We start from the raw sequence: 17,220 nt of genomic DNA, 5'->3' as shown, positions 1-17,220 counted from the left end.
GGCGAGTCGGAACCCGGGTGACGTACACCCCGCGCCGCCCTGCATGATGGGCCCCCACGCCGACGCCCCCGGCGCCCCCCGGTACAGCCACGCCCCGCGCCCGGGACGCCCGAAAACGGGAGGAGCCCGCATGCCGCCGTTGCGGTCCCTGCTGGCCCTGCCGGTGTCCGCCGCCCTCCTCGTGCTGCCCCCGGCCGACTCCTCGGCCCGGTCCGTGCCGCCCACGGACGCCGTGCTCCCGCTGCTGGTGACCCGGGGCGCGGCCCCCTCCGCGGCCCTGCTGGCCCGGGAGGGGAACACCACCCGCTACGCCCAGGCCGGAACGGGAATCGCCCGCTCGGACCACTTCCGCGCCGGCAGCCTCACCAAGACGTTCGTCGCGACGGTCGTCCTGCAACTGGCCGCCGAACGGCGGCTTTCCCTGACCGACACGGTCGAGGAGCACCTGCCCGGTCTGGTGCGAGGAGCCGGCAACGACGGCCGCGCGCTGACCCTGCGCTCCCTGCTCACCCACACCAGCGGCCTGTACGACTTCACCGCGGACACCCGCGGGACCACACCCGTCACAGCCCGTCAGGCCGTCGGCATCGCACTCACCCACCCTCCGGCCGCACGCGGCCGCTTCTCCTACTCGAACACCAACTACGTCCTGCTCGGCCTGGTCGTCGAGCAGGTGACCGGGCACCCGTACGCCACCGAGGCCGAGCGCCGCATCCTCACTCCCCTGCGTCTGACGGGCACCTCCTTCCCCGGATCCCGTTCCGCGCTGCCCTCTCCGCACGGCCGCGCCTACGCGGCCGACGGCACCGACGTCACCGATCTCGACCCGCGGGTGGCCGGGGCCGCGGGCGAGATCGTGACCACGCTCGCCGACCTGGACCGCTTCTACGCGGCCCTGCTCGGCGGCCGGCTACTGCCCCCGCGCTGGCTGCGCGAGATGCTCGACACCCGTGCCGCACACGGCGCGTACGGCATGGGGGTGTTCCCGCAGGAACTGCCCTGCGGCACCACGGTGTGGGGACACAACGGGCACATATCCGGCAGCTACGTGCGCACCGCGGCCACCGTCGACGGCCGGCGTGTCCTCACCCTCCGCGTGAACACGGACGCGATAGCCGATCCCGGTCTCGAACCCGCGGTGCTCGCGGCCGAGTTCTGCCCCCGCACCTCGTAGAACGACCGGGTTCCGCACACAGATCCCGACTTCTGACACTCGTTCGGGTGATGTCGGGCTGCCACGGCACCAAGTCCGTCTACAACGGCACGATGTCCGGCGCGCCCAGCCGTGCCGCGTCCGCCGTCAGGTCGTCGGGCTGGCGCTGCGACTCCCGCTCCGCCTCGACCCGCTTCTCGTAGTGCTGCACCTCGCGCTCGATCTGGTCCTTGTCCCAGCCGAGGACCGGCGCCATCAGCTCGGCGGCGTCACGCGCGCTGCGCGTGCCCCGGTCGAAGGTCTCGATGGAGATGCGCGTACGCCGGGTCAGCACGTCGTCCAGGTGCCGTGCGCCCTCGTGGGAGGCCGCGTACACGATCTCGGCGCGCAGGTAGTCGTCGGCCGCGGGCAGGGGCTCACCCAGGGACGGGTCGTCGGCGATGAGGTCCAGCAGTTCCTCCGTCATCGTCCCGTAGCGGTTCAGCAGGTGCTCCACCCGCACCACGTGCAGTCCGGTCCGGGCGGCGATCCGCGCCCGCGCGTTCCACAGCGCCGGGTAGCCCTCGGCGCCCAGCAGCGGCACGTCCTCCGTGACGCACTCGGCGACGCGCATGTCCAGTCCGTGCACCGCCGCGTCCACCGCGTCCTTGGCCATGACCCGGTACGTCGTGTACTTGCCGCCCGCCACGACGACCAGCCCGGGCACCGGGTGGGCCACGGTGTGCTCGCGCGACAGCTGGCTCGTGGCGTCCGACTCGCCCGCGAGCAGCGGCCGCAGGCCCGCGTACACGCCCTGGACGTCGTCCCTGGTCAGCGGCACCGAGAGGACCGAGTTCACATGGTCCAGCAGATAGTCGATGTCCGCGACGGAGGCGGCCGGGTGGGCCTTGTCGAGGTCCCAGTCGGTGTCCGTGGTGCCGACGATCCAGTGCCGGCCCCAGGGGATGACGAACAGCACGGACTTCTCCGTGCGCAGGATCAGGCCGGTCGTGGAGCGGATCCGGTCGCGTGGGACGACGAGGTGGATGCCCTTGGAGGCCCGGACGTGGAACTGGCCGCGCTCACCGACCATGGCCTGGGTGTCGTCCGTCCACACGCCGGTGGCGTTGACGACCTGCTTGGCGCGGATCTCGTACTCGCCGCCCGCCTCGACGTCCTGCACCTTCGCACCGACCACCCGCTCGCCCTCGCGCAGGAAGCCCGTCACCCGTGCGCGGTTGGCGGCCTTCGCGCCGTACGCCACGGCCGTGCGCACCAGGGTCGTCACGTGGCGGGCGTCGTCCACCTGGGCGTCGTAGTACTGCAGCGCCCCGACCAGGGCGTCCTTCTTCAAGCAGGGCGCCACGCGCAGGGCATGACGCCGCGTCAGGTGCCGGTGCACCGGCAAACCCCGGCCGTGCCCGCGGGCCATGGACATGGCGTCGTACAGCGCCACGCCCGACCCGGCGTAGAACCGCTCCCAGCCCTTGTGCTGCAGCGGATACAGGAACGGCACCGGCTTCACCAGGTGCGGAGCGAGCCGCTCCAGCATCAGGCCGCGCTCCTTCAGGGCCTCGCGGACGAGCGCGAAGTCGAGCATCTCCAGATACCGCAGGCCGCCGTGGATCAGCTTGCTGGAGCGGCTGGACGTGCCCGACGCCCAGTCCCGCGCCTCGACCAGACCTGTGGACAAACCGCGGGTCACGGCGTCGAGCGCGGTGCCCGCACCGACCACACCTGCGCCCACGACCAGCACGTCCAGCTCGCGCTCGGCCATAGATGCGAGTGACTCGGCGCGCTGCGCCGGTCCGAGTGTCGCTGTCCTCACCGCTGCCTCCCGCTATCGGTCGTGCCGACCGCACCCGTCGGGCGCAGCCCCGTCCGTTACCCCATGCCCAGAATTCTGACCGGGTTGCCCGACTTCAGCCACCACGGGCCCTCAGCCTGTGGACAACACCCCGGGAACACTCGCCGAAACTCGGCCGAGCAATCCCGCATATCGGTCATATTTACTCCTAGTCTGACATTGCGCTCGCTCATCCTGTCCACAGGGCTTGCGCACCTGTCCCACTTCGGCTATCGGGAAGGACGGCCACGCCATGCCCGCAGATCTCGCCGTCATCGGACTCGGCCCGTACGGCCTGCCCCTGGCCCAGGCCGCCGTCGCCGCCGGCGTCTCCACCATCGGCTACCGGACCGGACCGGAGGCCGGCTCGCTCAGCCCCGCCGAACTGCGCCGGATGCTCTCGGGGGGCTTCCGGCCGACCACCGACCCGGCCGAGCTCGGCAGGGTGCGCACCGCGGTCGTCTGCGCGCCGACCCCGCGGGGCGCGGACGGCGGACTCGACCTGGGCCAGCTGGAGGCCGCCGCCCGCACCCTGGCCGCACACCTGCGCCCGCACACCACCGTGATCCTGGAGTCGCCGGTGCACCCGGGGACGACGGAGGAAGTCCTCCGTCCGCTCCTGGAGGAGGGCTCCGGTCTGCGCGCGGGCCGCGACTTCCACCTGGCGTACTCCCCCAGCCGCATCGACCCCGGCAACCGCGACGCCACACCCGCCACCACCCCCAAGGTCATCGGCGGCCTCACCCCGGCCTGCACGGAGTCGGCCGCCGCCTTCTACGGGCGGCTCACCGACAAGGTGGTACGCGCGCGTGGCCCCCGCGAGGCGGAGACCGTGCAGCTGCTGGAGACGAACTACCGGCACGTGAACATCGCCCTCGTCAACGAGATGGCGGTGCTCTGCCACGACCTGGGCGTCGACCTGTGGGACGTCATCCGCTGCGCGGAGACCAAGCCGTACGGCTTCCAGGCCTTCCGCCCGGGCCCCGGCGTGGGCGGCCACTCGGTCCCCCAGGACCTGACCACCCAGGCCGGCCGCGGCCTGCGCATGGTGGAACTGGCCCAGCAGGTCAACCACCGCATGCCCGGCTACGTCGTCCAGCGCGCCGCCGCGCTCCTCAACGAGCACGGCAAGTCGGCCCGCGGTGCGCGCGTGCTGCTCCTGGGCGTCACCTACAAGCCCGACCTCGCCGACCTGCAGGGCACCCCGGCCCAGGAGATCGCCCTGCGCCTGATGGAACTGGGCGCCTCGGTCAGCTACCACGACCCCCACGTCCCCGCCTGGAGCGTCCTGGACCGCCCCGTCCCCCGCGCGGACTCCCTCTACGAGGCGGCGGCCGACGCGGACCTGACCATCCTCCTCCAGCAGCACCGCACGTACGACCTGCAGGGCCTGTCGGTGAAGGCGCAGCTCCTGCTGGACACGAGGGGGGCGGCACCGACGGGGGCGGCGCATCGGTTGTGAAGGGAGACGGCACCGACTGGGCGCGCATCGGTACTGAGGGGGCGCGCGGGGTGCGTGAGCACTGGGGACCGGTGGCGTGGGGCACGCGGCGCGGGTCGCGTGCGGCACGTGGCGCGTGCGCCTTCAGCACGAAGGCACCCGTGCCCCCATGCCCAGCCGCCCGTCAGGGCCGGTTGGGCATGCCCGAATGACGGGGCGGTGACGGGAAGCCCTCACGGGCGCGGGTCAGGCCGGTGCGCCCAGTTCCGCCCATACGGTCTTGCCGGAGACCCCGGGGCTGCGTACGACGCCCCAGTCCAGACAGAGGCGCTGGACGATGAACATGCCGTGCCCGCCCGGGCGGCCCGCGCGATGGGGGGTGCGGGGTGCCGGCTGGCCCGTGCCGCGGTCGGCGACCTCGATACGGATCACCTTGTTGTCGCAGGTGATGGTCAGCTGGTCGGGTCCCTCGGCGTGCAGGCACGCGTTGGTGACCAGCTCGGAGACGACCAGCAGCACGTCCTCGGCGGCGGCCCGCTGGTCGGCCGAGGCGGCGGGCAGCCAGCCCCAGGCGTACAGCGCCTGGCGGGTGAAGTCGCGCGCGAGCGGGACTACCCCGCTCTCGTCCTCGAAGCTCAGCCGGCGCACCTGCCGGCCACCCGGCGGCGTCGCGGCTCCCGACGACGCGGCCGCACCCTCGCCGGGCGGGCCCGCCGCCGGTACGCCGTCCCCGGACGCCCCGGAAGCGCCGCTGGGCTCCGGCCCGCGGTCGCCCGGCGAGTAAGGCCGGGTGGTGCTCATCAGCGCTTCACCTCACCGATTCACCAGTTCACAATTCAGAAAATTCAGTACACACGTCAGTCACGCAGCGCGCGGCGCGTCGGTTTCACTACGCCCCCGTCACCCTGGCAACCGACAGGCTCAGGATCTCTCCTGCCCTGGCGGACCGGCAGAACACCCCTGTAGTGGCCACGAAAACCGTGACGGGGCTGGGACGCAGGTCACAGAAGGGCAGCCGGGGCTCCGCGCGCCGACGCACGCCGGTCAGCCCGGCTCGCCGGCCAGAGCCGCCTCGACCGTGTCATGGACACTGAAGACCGCATCGGCCCCCGTGATCTCGAACACGCGTGCCACCACCGGCTGCATACCGGCGAGCGCGACGCCGCCACCTGCGGCCTCGGCCTTGAGCCGCGCCCCGAGGAGCACGTTCAGCCCCGTGGAATCGCAGAACTCCAGGCGCGCGCAGTCGATGACCAGGCGCTTGAATCCCTTGGCGAGGCAGTCCTCGAGTGGCTCACGCAACAGATCGGCGGTGTGGTGATCCAACTCACCCGCCGGGGTCACGACGGCACTAGAGCCCTCTTCCCGCACCTCCACCAGAAGCCGGCCAGACTGTGCGCTGCCGACCGTCCCGCGGTCCATGCCGTCTCTCTCTCCCGACGTCGTGGCTGCTTGCTGACGACCTCGAACACTACGCCTTCCCGCCACACTCCGACACCCGAACAACCACACACAAACGGACATATGCCCACAGAACGCACTTGCGGTGGGCTCAGAAAAGCGGGTAGGCCTAGTGAGTACACGCACCCGACACGGCCGGCTTTGGAGGCGCCGCACACCGCAGTGCACGTATTGGCTCCGGCAGCCATATGCCGAGAACGATGGAGGACATCATGTCACCCCGGCTCGACGGATCGCCTACCCAGGAAGCGACGTCGACACCCCTTCCGGAACATCTGGATCCCATCGCCCAGGACGAGATGCTCGTCACACCAGACGATCTTCTCGCCGGACTTCCGGACATCCCCCCGTACGAGGAAGTCGACGCGGTCGACGCGCGGGCCCTGTCCAAGACCCTCTTCGTGCGGCTCGAGACGCTGCAGGAAGGGACCCACGAGTTCTCGTACGTCCGCAACACGCTCGTCGAACTGAACCTGGCCCTGGTCAAGTTCGCCGCCTCCCGGTTCCGCTCCCGCAGCGAGCCGATGGAGGACATCATCCAGGTCGGCACGATCGGACTGATCAAGGCGATCGACCGCTTCGAGCTGTCGCGCGGTGTCGAGTTCCCCACGTTCGCGATGCCGACCATCATCGGCGAGATCAAGCGCTTCTTCCGTGACACCTCGTGGTCCGTGCGCGTTCCGCGGCGGCTGCAGGAACTGCGCCTCGACCTGGCCAAGGCCGGGGACGAGCTGGCGCAGAAGCTGGACCGGGCCCCGACGGTGGCCGAACTGGCCGAGCGCCTCGGCATCTCCGACGACGAGGTCGTCGAGGGCATGGCCGCGTCCAACGCCTACACCGCCTCCTCGCTGGACGCCCAGCCGGAGGAGGACGACTCCGAGGGCGCGCTCGCGGACCGCATCGGCTACGAGGACCACGGGCTCGAAGGCATCGAGTACGTCGAGTCGCTGAAGCCGCTGATCGCCGAACTCCCGCCCCGGGACCGGAAGATCCTGTCGCTGCGGTTCGTCGCCGGCATGACCCAGTCGGAGATCGGCGAGGAGCTGGGCATCTCGCAGATGCACGTCTCGCGGCTGCTGTCGCGGACGCTGGTGCGGCTGCGCAAGGGGCTGACCGTCGAGGAGTGATCCTCACCGGGTGACATCGTCCTCGGGGGCGGACCGCAGGGTCCGCCCCCGTTCGCGTGCCGTGCGCAGTCGTGCCGCTCCGCGTTCGTGCCCGCCGGGGCCCGCCACGGTCGCACGCACCGGTGGCGCGGGCGGTCAGAGCACCCGCGCGCCCCGCCGCCAGACGGCCGTGACGAGGGGGACGCCCGGCCGGTAGGCGAGGTGGACGTGGCTCGGGGCGTCGAGGATCGCGAGGTCGGCGTACGCGCCCGGGGTGAGGCGGCCGACGTCGGTGCGCCGCAGGGCCGCCGCGCCGCCCGCGGTGGCCGACCAGACGGCCTCGTCCGGGGTCATGCCCATGTCCCGTACGGCGAGTGCGATGCAGAAGGGGACGGACGAGGTGAAGGACGAGCCGGGGTTGCAGTCGGTGGACAGGGCGACGGTCACCCCGGCGTCCAGCAGGCGGCGGGCGTCCGGCCAGGCGGCCCGGGTGGAGAACTCGGCGCCGGGGAGCAGGGTGGCGACCGTACGGCCGCTCGCCAGGGCGTCCAGGTCCGCGTCCGTGAGGTGGGTGCAGTGGTCGGCGCTGGCCGCGTCGAGTTCGACGGCGAGCCGCACGCCGGGGCCGTAGGAGAGCTGGTTGGCGTGGATGCGGGGGTGCAGGCCCCTGGCCCGGCCGGCGGTGAGGATCGCGCGGGCCTGGTCGCCGTCGAAGGCGCCCTGTTCGCAGAAGACGTCGATCCAGCGGGCGTGCGGGGCGCAGGCGTCGAGCATCTCGCCGGTGACCAGGGCGACGTAGCCGGCCGGGTCGCCGGCGAACTCGGGGGCGACGATGTGCGCGCCGAGGTAGGTGACCTCGTCGGTGTGGCGGGCGGCGACGCGCAGGGCGCGGGACTCGTCGTGGGTGGTGAGGCCGTAGCCGGACTTCGTCTCGAAGGTGGTGGTGCCCTGGCGGAGGGCCTCGGCGAGGTAGCGGGTGACGTTGGCCTCGAGTTCCTCGTCGCTCGCGGCGCGGGTGGCGGCGACCGTGGTGCGGATGCCGCCCGCGCTGTACGGGCGGCCCGACATACGGGCGTTGAACTCCTGGGTGCGGTCGCCCGCGAAGACGAGGTGGGAGTGGGAGTCGACGAAGCCGGGGACGACCGCCCGGCCGCCGGCGTCGACCCGGTTGTCAGTGGCGGGTGCTTTCCTGTGATCACCGGTCCACGCGACGCGGTCGCCTTCGATGACGACGGCCGCGTCCTGGATCAGTCCGAGGGGGGATCCGTCACCTAGGGAGGGGTCGTTGGTGACCAGGGCGGCGATGTTGGTGATGAGCGTGCTGGCGCTGCTCGCGGAGTGGGCGGGGCTGACGGTCGTCGCGTTGCTCATGGCGTCCTTGCTGGCCTGGTCGGCGGTCGGGGCGGGGGCGGGCAGCGGGGGGAGGCGGTCCGGGGTCAGTCGCGCAGGGCTGCGACGGCGGCCGCGAGGGCTCGCGGCACCTCGGGGACGAGCGCGTGCACTCCGTCCCGTACGACGTGCCGCCCGGCCACGACCGTGTGCGACACGTCTGCTGCCGACGCAGCGAATACGGCCGTCTCGGCCCCGAGCCGCGCAGGCGGCCCTGCCGTCCTGACCGAGTCGAGGGCGATCGTCGTGAAGTCGGCGAGCGCTCCGGGCTCCAGGGTGCCGGCCCCCTCCCAGCCGAGGGCGGCGTGGCCGTCGGCCGAGGCCGCGCGCAGCAGGGCAGCGGCCGTCCAGTGGCCTCGTGTGCGGGTGCGCAGCCGCTCGTTCAGCTCCATGGCGCGTGCCTCCTCGAACAGGTCGATGACGGCGTGGCTGTCGGAGCCGAGGGAGAGCGGGGAGCCCGCGCGCTGCAGCGCCACGGCGGGTCCGATGCCGTCGGCCAGGTCCCGCTCGGTCGTCGGGCACATGCAGGTGCCGGTGCCGCTGCCGCCGATGAGGGCGATGTCCTCGTCGGTGAGGTGGGTGTTGTGGACGCCGGTGGTGCGCGGTCCGAGCACCCCGTGGTCGGCGAGCAGCCGGGTGGGGGTGCAGCCGTGGGCCGCGCGGCAGGCGTCGTTCTCGGCGGTCTGCTCGGACAGGTGCACGTGGAGCGGGGCCCGCCGCTCCTCGGCCCACCGTGCGACGGTCGCCAACTGGTCGGCGGGCACGGCCCGTACGGAGTGGACGGCCGCTCCGATCCGTGCGTGATCCCGTTCCTTGAGAAGTGAACAGCGTTCGGCCCAGGCCTCCGCCGTGCCGTCGGAGAAGCGGAGCTGGGATTCGGTGGGCGGCTGCCCGAAGCCGGAGGAGAGGTAGGCGGTGTCGAGGAGGGTGATGCGGATGCCGGCTTCGGCGGCGGCCGCGATCAGGGCCTCGCCCATGGCGTTGGGGTCGGCGTAGCGGACGCCGCCGGGGGCGTGGTGGACGTAGTGGAACTCGCCGACGGCCGTGACGCCGGCCAGGGCCATCTCGGCGTACACGGCGCGGGCGAGGGCGTGGTAGCGGTCCGGGGTGAGCCGGGCGGCGGTGGCGTACATGACCTCGCGCCAGGTCCAGAAGGTCCCGGAGCCGACCTGGACGGTGCCGCGCAGGGCCCGGTGGAAGGCGTGGGAGTGCGCGTCGGCGAGGCCGGGGAGGGTGAGGCCGCGGAGGATCTCGGCGCCGGGCGGCGGGGTGGTGACACCGGTCCGGACGGCGGTGACGCGGCCGTCCCGGACGTCGAGGGCCACGCCCGGCTCGACGGGGATCCCGCCCTCCCGGGCGGACCCGGGGGCCTGGGGGGACCCGGGGGCCTGGGGGGACCCGGGGGCCTGGGGGGAGGCGCCGAGCCAGGCGTGCTCCAGCCAGTACGTCGTCGTCACGTGCGGGCCAGTCCTTCCAGTGCGTCGGCGAGTGCGAGGACGCCGGCCACGCAGTCGTCCTCGGTGGCGGACTCGGCCGGGGAGTGGGAGACGCCGGTCGGGTTGCGCACGAACAGCATGGCGGTCGGGATGCTGCCGGACAGGATCCCGGCGTCGTGTCCGGCGCCGGTGCCGAGGACGGGGACGGTGAGCCGGGGGTCCTGGTCCCGGCCGAGGATGCGGGCGAGTTCGTCGCGCAGGGCGTGGTCGAACTCGACGACCGGGGTGAAGGACTCGCGTGTGACGGCCAGTTCCACGCCGTGGGCGGTGGCGTACTCCGCTGCGGCCTTCTCGATCCCGGCGACCACGGCGTCCAGGTCCTGCTGGCCGGCGGCGCGCGAGTCGAGCCAGCCGCGCACCAGGGAGGGGATGGCGTTGACGCCGTTCGGCTCGACGGAGATCTTGCCGAAGGTGGCGACGGCTCCGGCGAGTCCGGCCTCGCGGCGGGCGGCGAGCACGGTCTCGGCGTAGGGCAGCATCGGGTCGCGGCGGTCCGCGAGCCGGGTCGTGCCGGCGTGGTTGGCCTCACCGCGGAAGTCGAAGCGCCAGCGGCCGTGCGGCCAGATCGCGGAGGCGATGCCGACCCGGTGCCCGGACAGGTCGAGGGCGCGGCCCTGTTCGACGTGGAGTTCGACGAAGGCGCCGATGCGGGCCAGCCGTTCGGGGTCGGGGCCGATGGCGTCGGGGTCGTGGCCGGCGGCTTCCATGGCCCGGGGCAGGGTGATGCCGTCGCCGTCGGTGAGCCGGTGGGCGTCCTCGGCGGTGAGCTGTCCGGCGGTGAGCCGGGATCCGACGCAGGCGAGACCGAAGCGGGCGCCTTCCTCGTCGCCGAAGTTGACGATGCCCAGGGGCCGGGAGAGCTCGGCTCCCCTGGCCCGCAGTTCGTCCAGGGCGGCGAAGGCGGACACGACTCCGAGGGGCCCGTCGAAGGCCCCGCCGTCCGGCACGGAGTCGAGGTGCGACCCGGTGACGACGGCGTCGCCGCGGGCGGGGTCGCCGAGCCAGGCCCACTGGTTGCCGTTGCGGTCCAGCTCGTAGGTCAGCCCGCGGGTCCTGGCCTGCTCCTCGAACCAGGCCCGGCAGTCGCGGTCGGCGCCGGTCCAGGCGAAGCGGCGGTAGCCGCCGGAGGCGGAGCTGCGGCCGATCGGCAGCAGCTCCGCCCACATGCTGTGGAAGGTCACGCCTGGTCACCCTCGCGCATCGGGATGCGGACGCCGCGCTCGCCGGCGACGGACTCGGCGATGTCGTAGCCGGCGTCGACGTGCCGGATGACGCCCATGCCGGGGTCGTTGGTCAGGACGCGGCGGATCTTCTCCCCGGCGAGCGGGGTGCCGTCGGCCACGGTCACCTGTCCGGCGTGGATCGAGCGGCCCATGCCGACGCCGCCGCCGTGGTGGATCGACACCCAGGACGCCCCGGAGGCCACGTTGACCATGGCGTTGAGCAGCGGCCAGTCGGCGATCGCGTCGGAGCCGTCGAGCATGGCCTCGGTCTCCCGGTAGGGGGAGGCGACGGAGCCGCAGTCGAGGTGGTCGCGGCCGATGACGACCGGCGCGGCCAGCTCCCCGCTCGCGACCATGTCGTTGAACCGCTCACCGGCCTTGTCGCGCTCGCCGTAGCCGAGCCAGCAGATGCGGGCGGGCAGGCCCTGGAAGTGGACCCGCTCCCCGGCCATCCGGATCCAGCGGGCCAGGGACTCGTTCTCCGGGAAGAGGTCGAGGATGGCCTTGTCGGTCTTGGCGATGTCGGCGGGGTCGCCGGACAGGGCGGCCCAGCGGAAGGGGCCCTTGCCCTCGCAGAACAGGGGGCGGATGTAGGCGGGGACGAAGCCGGGGAAGGCGAAGGCGCGGTCGTAGCCGGCGAGCTTGGCCTCGCCGCGGATGGAGTTGCCGTAGTCGAAGACCTCGGCGCCGGCGTCCTGGAAGCCGACCATGGCCTCGACGTGCGCGGCCATCGACGCACGGGCCCGGGTGGTGAAGCCGGCCGGGTCCTTGGCGGCGTAGGAGGCCATCTCGTCGAAGTCGACGCCGAGCGGGAGGTAGGCCAGCGGGTCGTGGGCCGAGGTCTGGTCGGTGACGATGTCGATGGGCGCGCCCATGGCCAGCAGCTGCGGGACCAGCTCGGCGGCGTTGCCGAGCACGCCGATGGACAGGGGGCGGCGGGCGTCGCGGGCCTCGGTCGCCAGCTGGAGCGCGTGGTCGAGGCTGTCGGCCTTCACGTCCAGGTAGCGGTGCTCGATGCGGCGTTCGATGGCGCGCGGGTCGCAGTCGACGCACAGGGCGACGCCGTCGTTCATGGTCACGGCGAGGGGCTGGGCGCCGCCCATGCCGCCGAGGCCGGCGGTGAGCGTGATCGTCCCGGCCAGGGTGCCGCCGAACTTCTTCGCGGCGACGGCGGCGAAGGTCTCGTAGGTGCCCTGGAGGATGCCCTGGGTGCCGATGTAGATCCAGGAGCCGGCGGTCATCTGGCCGTACATGGTCAGGCCGAGCTGTTCGAGCCTGCGGAACTCCTCCCAGGTGGCCCAGTCGCCGACGAGGTTGGAGTTGGCGATGAGGACGCGCGGGGCCCATTCGTGGGTCTGCATGACGCCGACCGGGCGGCCGGACTGGACGAGCATGGTCTCGTCCTGCTTCAGGCCCTTCAGCGTGCGCACCATGGCGTCGAAGGAGCGCCAGTCGCGCGCGGCCTTGCCGGTGCCGCCGTAGACGACGAGCTGGTCGGGGTGCTCGGCGACCTCCGGGTCGAGGTTGTTCTGCAGCATCCGCAGGGCGGCCTCCTGCTGCCATCCCAGGGCGCTCGGTTCCGTGCCGCGCGGTGCTCGGACAGGACGGGGTCCTGACATGGTCTGCCTCCTGGTGGGTGTCCCCGGCGGATGTTGCTGCGTCTATTCACATCCTGGACTTCTGAATAGGACTAGTCAATACGTCGGGGGGTCGGCGCGGCCGCGGCGTGGGTGTTTGGCTGGATGCATGGGCGCACACATCGAGGTGGAACAGGCGGACGGTTCCGGTGCCGGGCGCGCGGCCCGGCGGGACGAGGCGGTGCGGGCCGCCGTGGAGCAGGGGCTGCTGGGACCCGGCAGCCCTCTCGTCGGGCTGCTGGACGTCACCGGCGTCCGGGAGTCGGCCGCGGAGCTGCGGTCGGCGTTCGAGGGGGTGACGGCGCCGGGCACGCCAGTGCTGCACGCCTTCGCGGTGAAGGCCACCCCGCTGGTGCCGGTGCTGCGCCTGCTGCGCGAGGAGGGCGTCGGCGCGGAGGTGGCCAGTCCGGGTGAACTGGCGCTGGCCCGGGCGGCGGGGGTGCCGCCCGCCATGACGGTGCTCGACTCCCCCGCGAAGACCCGGGCCGAGCTGCGCGAGGCACTGTCCCTGGGGATCGCCGTCAACGCGGACAACCCGCAGGAGCTGGAGCGCATCGACGCGCTGATGCGGGCCGGGACCAGTCGCTCTCCCCTGGGGATCCGGGTCAACCCGCAGGTCGGCGGCGGGGCGATCGGGGCGCTGTCCACGGCGACGGCCACCTCGAAGTTCGGGGTGGCGCTGCGGGACGAGGGGGCCAGGGAGTGGGTCGTACGGGCGTATCTGGACCGGCCGTGGCTGACCCGGCTGCACACCCACACCGGGTCCCAGGGCATCCCGCTGTCCCTGATGGCCCAGGGGGTGGCGGAGTCGTACGCGCTGGCGGAGGAGATCAACCGCCGGGCCGGGCGGCGCCAGGTCGACACGCTCGACATCGGCGGCGGCCTGCCGGTCAACTTCGCGTCGGACGCGACGACACCGACGTACGCGCAGTACGCGCGGACGCTGGCCGCGCAGGTGCCGGGGCTGTTCGACGGGCGGTACGGGCTGGTCACCGAGTTCGGGCGGTCACTGCTGGCCAAGCACGGGACGGTGGTGGCCCGGGTCGAGTACGCGAAGACCTCCGGCGGTCGGGCGGTGGCGGTCACGCACGCCGGGGTGCAGGTCGCCGCGCGCACCGTCTACGCACCGGGGAACTGGCCCCTGCGGATCCGCGCCTACGACGCGAAGGGGCGGGTGAAGGACGGGCCGGTCGTGGTGCAGGACGTCGCCGGCCCGGCGTGCTTCGCCGGTGACCTGCTGGCGGAGGGACGGTCGATGCCGCTGCTGGAACAGGGGGACTACGCGGCGGCGCTGGACACGGGGGCGTACTACTTCGCGCATCACTACGGGTACAACTCGCTGGTGCGGCCCGCGGTGTACGGCTTCTGGCCGGACGGGCGCTTCGCGGTGGTGCGCCGGGCGCAGAGCGTGGAGGAGGTCGTCGCGGAGTCCGGCGGGGCGGAGGGGGACGCGCTGGTGTGAGGGGGTGGGGGGTGGGTGCGGGGCCGGCGGGGGGCTGGGAACTCGGGGGTGGGGTGAGGGTGCAGCGGGCGATCGAAGGTCGGCCGCACACCCCCACCCCGGCGCATCCGCAGGTCCGAGCCATCTACAGCCCCGGGAGCCGCCCTCAGGCCCGGAAACCATCCACAGCCCCGGAAACCATCCGCAGGCCCGGGAACCATCCGCAGGCCCGGGAACCATCCGCAGGCCCGGGAACCATCCGCAGGCCCGGGAACCATCCGCAGGCCCGGGAACCCGGGTGCGTCCGTACTCCGCTCCGCCTCGCCCTACACCAGCGCCGGCGACTTCCTCCGAGCTCCGCCCGGGGCCGCGTCTCCCGCCCTGATGCCCGTGCTGCGGTACGCCTTCACCCGCTTGCCCGCCGGGCGGGCCGCTCCCGCGCGCAGCCAGTCCACCCGCACCCACAGCAGCACCTCGCCGGCCCGCTCCCGGCGGCCCAGCCAGGCCGCCTTCAGCCACAGGCCCGCACCGCAGCCGGCCAGGAGCAGCCCGCCGGCCGCCGGGATCGCGAAGGCGCTGCCGAGTGCGGCGAGGAAGGCGAGCAGCAGCCACCAGCGGTGCGCTCGGCGCCAGTTGCGGGTCGTCACGGCGCGGTCCTGGAGCACGTCGTGCTTGCCGGCGCGGGACGCGGCGGCGGCCAGGGCGGCGTAGCGCCTGCGGCGGGTGACGGACACCGCGGCCGTGGCCAGCAGGAAGAGGGCCGCACCGGTCAGGACGCCGATGCGGCGGCCCGTCAGACCGGGCGGGAACAGGCCGACGCCCGCCGCGCAGACGCCCAGCCACCACAGCGGGGCCGCCCCCGCCCGTACGACGACGGCCACCCTGGCCAGTCCCTGTCCTCCGCGCGTCACGTCGGGCCTCCGTTCTGTCGCTGTGTCTCCTTCGCGGTAGGCACCGCAGATTAGCGGCGGAACGTGAGACGAGTCTGAGAAGTCGCCGGAGAGGCCGTCAGTCGACGAACAGGCCCCGGGCCGCGGCCTTCGTGTCGAACTCCTCCAGGCGGGCCTGGGCTTCGGGCAGGTCGTCGCACATGGCCTCCAGCAGGACCCGGCCGAGCAGCATGGGGGCGCAGGCCGTGTCGAAGGCCAGTCCGGTGCCGACGGCGGCGGGCAGCAGCACGTCGGAGACCTTGGCGACGGGCGCGAAGGCCGAGTCGGCGACCGTGACGACGCTCAGGCCGGCCTCCTTGGCGTAGGTGAGGGCGTCGAGGACCTCGCGGGGGTGCCGGGGCAGCGCGAAGCACAGCAGGGCGCTCGCTCCGGCGCGGACGGCGGCGTCGATGCGGTCGGACAGCATCGTGCCGCCCTCGTTGAGCAGCCGTACGTCGGGGTGGACCTTGGCGGCGAAGTAGGCGAAGCCGTGGGCCTGGGCGGCCGCCGCCCGCAGTCCGAGGACGGGCAGCGGACGGGAGGCCGCGAGCAGGCGCCCGGCGCGCCGCACGGCAGCGGGGTCGGCCAGGGCCTCGGCCAGGTGCCGCAGGTTCTCGATCTCGGCCTCGACGGCCTGCTGGTACTCGTTGGCCGAGCCGGCCTCGGTCGCGGGTTCGGCGGGGGCGACCTCGCGCAGGTGGCGGCGCAGGGCGGGGTAGCCGTCGAAGCCGAGGGCGACGGCGAAGCGGGTCACGGAGGGCTGGCTGACACCGGCCAGCTCGGCGAGTTCCACGCTGGACAGGAACGGCACGTCTGCGGCGCGCCGCACCATGCTGTGCGCGATGCGCCGCTGGGTCGGCGTCAGGCGGTGGCCCTCGAAGAGCGCCTGCAGCCGCGCGGCAGGGCTGTCGGTCACGCTCATGACGTGCTCCCCCTCGCCTATTCAGTAGCTGAGGATTCTGCATGAGCATATGCAGCGCGGCAAGCGGGGGCGGCGGGAGCGGCCGTGCGGGAGAACGGTTCGCCACGGCCCGCCCCCACGAGCGTGCGCGACTCGGAAGAAGAGCGCACTCGACCGCACGCGATCGGCGCTGGTCACAGCCCCGCCGTCCGGGGTCGTGCCGCGCCAGGCGTCGGTGGTGCGCGCGCCGAGCCGCGGGTGGCGGCCGAGGAGTTCCGCCGGGCCCTGGCGGGACGCGGCGAGGACCACGCGGTGACCGCACGGTTATGTGCTCGGGGCGGGGCGCACCACGCGCGGGCTGAGCGAATGTGATCACGCCGAACGGCTCCTCCGGGTCGAGCGGCTCAGGCGGCGCGGACGTGCTCCGCCACGCTCCGCCACTCCCCGCCATGCTCCGCCTTCTGTCGTGCAGATCGCCGACCAGACTTCCCGGCACACCGCGGGGAACGGTACAGGGCTCCTGACGCGGCGTCATGAACCGTCGGCGCCTCCCGGGGCACCTGGCCGCCCGACTGTTCGGGGCGCGGCATTAAAGCCGCGTAAAGATTGCCGGAACCAGGCAATGCCGCCGTCGGTGGCCGCGTGTGACGATGCCGGTGACAGCGGGGGAAGGGCAAGGAGAGGCGGTGTGCGCGGATGGCCTGGTTTCTCGGGCTCGGCATTGCGGGGGTCGTCCTCCTTGCCCTGTCGTTCGTCCTCGACGGCGTGATCGAGGGACTGCTCGACGGGGTCTCCGTACTGGACGGCATCATCGACGGACTGCTGTCGCTGCCGGTGATCGCCGGGTTCGTGTCCATGCTCGGTTTCTCCGGGGCGATCGTCCTGGGGACCACCGGTTGGGGCACCGTCGGGGCCGTGCTGATCGGGGTGCCGGCCGGCGTCCTCACCGGCTGGGTCACCTACCGCCTGAGCCGGTCGCTGCTGGCCGACTCCTCCGGGGCCGCCCCGCGGGACGAGGACCTGATCGGCGTGCCCGGCTCGGTGGTGACCGCGATCCCCGCGGGCGGCTACGGCGAGGTCCTGGTGCACCGGGCCGGCCAGCCGGTCAAGTTCTCGGCCAGGAGCCCGGTGGCCGTGGCGCGGGGAGCCGAGGTCTGGGTCGAGCAGACCCTGTCGCAGTCCGCCGTGTCCGTCCGTCCCGTCGACTCCTGACCGGAC

At 73.2% G+C, this 17,220-nt stretch carries 14 protein-coding genes; 5 read left to right on the top strand and 9 right to left on the bottom strand.

Features of this window, described 5'->3' with window-relative positions; genetic code table 11:
• The first annotated feature begins 130 nt into the window (after positions 1-130).
• The gene (locus ABZY20_RS33395; RefSeq protein ID WP_356446628.1) at positions 131-1,174 is read left to right on the top strand and encodes a serine hydrolase domain-containing protein; all 1,044 of its coding nucleotides are present in this window, start codon (positions 131-133) and stop codon (positions 1,172-1,174) included.
• Positions 1,175-1,253: 79 nt separating this feature from the next.
• Here the strand turns inward: ABZY20_RS33395 and ABZY20_RS33390 are convergent, their stop codons facing one another.
• A complete protein-coding gene (locus tag ABZY20_RS33390; RefSeq protein WP_356446627.1) occupies positions 1,254-2,960 on the bottom strand; it encodes a glycerol-3-phosphate dehydrogenase/oxidase in 1,707 nt (568 codons plus the stop codon).
• Positions 2,961-3,231: 271 nt separating this feature from the next.
• On the opposite strand from ABZY20_RS33390, the gene ABZY20_RS33385 reads away from it, so the two are divergent.
• Positions 3,232-4,440, top strand: coding sequence for a nucleotide sugar dehydrogenase (locus ABZY20_RS33385; protein ID WP_356446625.1), 1,209 nt, complete (start codon positions 3,232-3,234; stop codon positions 4,438-4,440).
• Between the two features lie 225 nt (positions 4,441-4,665).
• Here the strand turns inward: ABZY20_RS33385 and ABZY20_RS33380 are convergent, their stop codons facing one another.
• Together ABZY20_RS33380 and ABZY20_RS33375 are read right to left on the bottom strand one after the other, a co-directional pair.
• Complete coding sequence (locus ABZY20_RS33380; RefSeq protein ID WP_356446623.1) at positions 4,666-5,220, bottom strand: ATP-binding protein; 555 nt, start codon at positions 5,218-5,220, stop codon at positions 4,666-4,668.
• A 243-nt stretch (positions 5,221-5,463) separates the two neighbouring features.
• Entirely contained in the window at positions 5,464-5,841 is a 378-nt protein-coding gene (locus ABZY20_RS33375) for an STAS domain-containing protein (protein WP_356446622.1), read from the bottom strand.
• A gap of 239 nt (positions 5,842-6,080) precedes the next feature.
• On the opposite strand from ABZY20_RS33375, the gene ABZY20_RS33370 reads away from it, so the two are divergent.
• On the top strand, positions 6,081-7,007 hold the full coding sequence (locus ABZY20_RS33370; protein ID WP_356446620.1) for an RNA polymerase sigma factor SigF: 927 nt from the start codon (positions 6,081-6,083) through the stop codon (positions 7,005-7,007).
• A 135-nt stretch (positions 7,008-7,142) separates the two neighbouring features.
• On the opposite strand, the gene hutI is transcribed toward ABZY20_RS33370, so the two are convergent.
• The 4 genes from hutI to hutU form a co-directional block, all read right to left on the bottom strand.
• Positions 7,143-8,426, bottom strand: a complete 1,284-nt coding sequence (gene hutI, locus ABZY20_RS33365; protein WP_356446659.1) for an imidazolonepropionase — start codon at positions 8,424-8,426, stop codon at positions 7,143-7,145.
• On the bottom strand, positions 8,423-9,718 hold the full coding sequence (locus ABZY20_RS33360; protein WP_356446657.1) for a formimidoylglutamate deiminase: 1,296 nt from the start codon (positions 9,716-9,718) through the stop codon (positions 8,423-8,425). Before ABZY20_RS33360 ends, hutI begins: the two co-directional genes overlap by 4 nt.
• 110 nt (positions 9,719-9,828) lie before the next feature.
• A complete protein-coding gene (locus tag ABZY20_RS33355; protein ID WP_356446618.1) occupies positions 9,829-11,052 on the bottom strand; it encodes an allantoate amidohydrolase in 1,224 nt (407 codons plus the stop codon).
• Complete coding sequence (gene hutU / locus ABZY20_RS33350; protein ID WP_356446617.1) at positions 11,049-12,713, bottom strand: urocanate hydratase; 1,665 nt, start codon at positions 12,711-12,713, stop codon at positions 11,049-11,051. The genes ABZY20_RS33355 and hutU overlap by 4 nt, the downstream gene beginning before the upstream one ends.
• A gap of 127 nt (positions 12,714-12,840) precedes the next feature.
• On the opposite strand from hutU, the gene ABZY20_RS33345 reads away from it, so the two are divergent.
• Positions 12,841-14,193 (top strand): diaminopimelate decarboxylase, encoded by a 1,353-nt coding sequence (locus ABZY20_RS33345; RefSeq protein WP_356446615.1) that lies wholly within the window; start codon positions 12,841-12,843, stop codon positions 14,191-14,193.
• A gap of 305 nt (positions 14,194-14,498) precedes the next feature.
• On the opposite strand, the gene ABZY20_RS33340 is transcribed toward ABZY20_RS33345, so the two are convergent.
• Both ABZY20_RS33340 and ABZY20_RS33335 read right to left on the bottom strand, forming a co-directional pair.
• Entirely contained in the window at positions 14,499-15,083 is a 585-nt protein-coding gene (locus ABZY20_RS33340) for a hypothetical protein (RefSeq protein ID WP_356446613.1), read from the bottom strand.
• A gap of 97 nt (positions 15,084-15,180) precedes the next feature.
• The gene (locus tag ABZY20_RS33335; RefSeq protein ID WP_356446611.1) at positions 15,181-16,023 is read right to left on the bottom strand and encodes a MurR/RpiR family transcriptional regulator; all 843 of its coding nucleotides are present in this window, start codon (positions 16,021-16,023) and stop codon (positions 15,181-15,183) included.
• Positions 16,024-16,698: 675 nt separating this feature from the next.
• Between ABZY20_RS33335 and ABZY20_RS33330 the strand changes: the two genes are divergently transcribed.
• Positions 16,699-17,214, top strand: coding sequence for a hypothetical protein (locus ABZY20_RS33330; RefSeq protein WP_356446609.1), 516 nt, complete (start codon positions 16,699-16,701; stop codon positions 17,212-17,214).
• Positions 17,215-17,220 lie beyond the last annotated feature (6 nt).

Origin of the sequence: Streptomyces sp. NPDC006624 (assembly GCF_040611555.1) — a bacterium.
Lineage (GTDB): Bacteria > Actinomycetota > Actinomycetes > Streptomycetales > Streptomycetaceae > Streptomyces.
Note: the sequence above shows the minus strand (reverse complement) of the source record. Positions and strands in the feature narration are given on the sequence as shown.

What these genes read in the sequence shown, in the direction of transcription:
- ABZY20_RS33375 (WP_356446622.1), bottom strand. Translation starts at nt 5,841, where the DNA reads ATGGACCGCGGGACGGTCGGCAGCGCACAGTCTGGCCGGCTTCTGGTG.
- hutU (WP_356446617.1), bottom strand. Translation starts at nt 12,713, where the DNA reads ATGTCAGGACCCCGTCCTGTCCGAGCACCGCGCGGCACGGAACCGAGC.
- ABZY20_RS33345 (WP_356446615.1), top strand. Translation starts at nt 12,841, where the DNA reads ATGGGCGCACACATCGAGGTGGAACAGGCGGACGGTTCCGGTGCCGGG.
- ABZY20_RS33385 (WP_356446625.1), top strand. Translation starts at nt 3,232, where the DNA reads ATGCCCGCAGATCTCGCCGTCATCGGACTCGGCCCGTACGGCCTGCCC.
- ABZY20_RS33335 (WP_356446611.1), bottom strand. Translation starts at nt 16,023, where the DNA reads ATGAGCGTGACCGACAGCCCTGCCGCGCGGCTGCAGGCGCTCTTCGAG.
- ABZY20_RS33370 (WP_356446620.1), top strand. Translation starts at nt 6,081, where the DNA reads ATGGAGGACATCATGTCACCCCGGCTCGACGGATCGCCTACCCAGGAA.
- ABZY20_RS33330 (WP_356446609.1), top strand. Translation starts at nt 16,699, where the DNA reads ATGGCCTGGTTTCTCGGGCTCGGCATTGCGGGGGTCGTCCTCCTTGCC.
- ABZY20_RS33380 (WP_356446623.1), bottom strand. Translation starts at nt 5,220, where the DNA reads ATGAGCACCACCCGGCCTTACTCGCCGGGCGACCGCGGGCCGGAGCCC.
- ABZY20_RS33395 (WP_356446628.1), top strand. Translation starts at nt 131, where the DNA reads ATGCCGCCGTTGCGGTCCCTGCTGGCCCTGCCGGTGTCCGCCGCCCTC.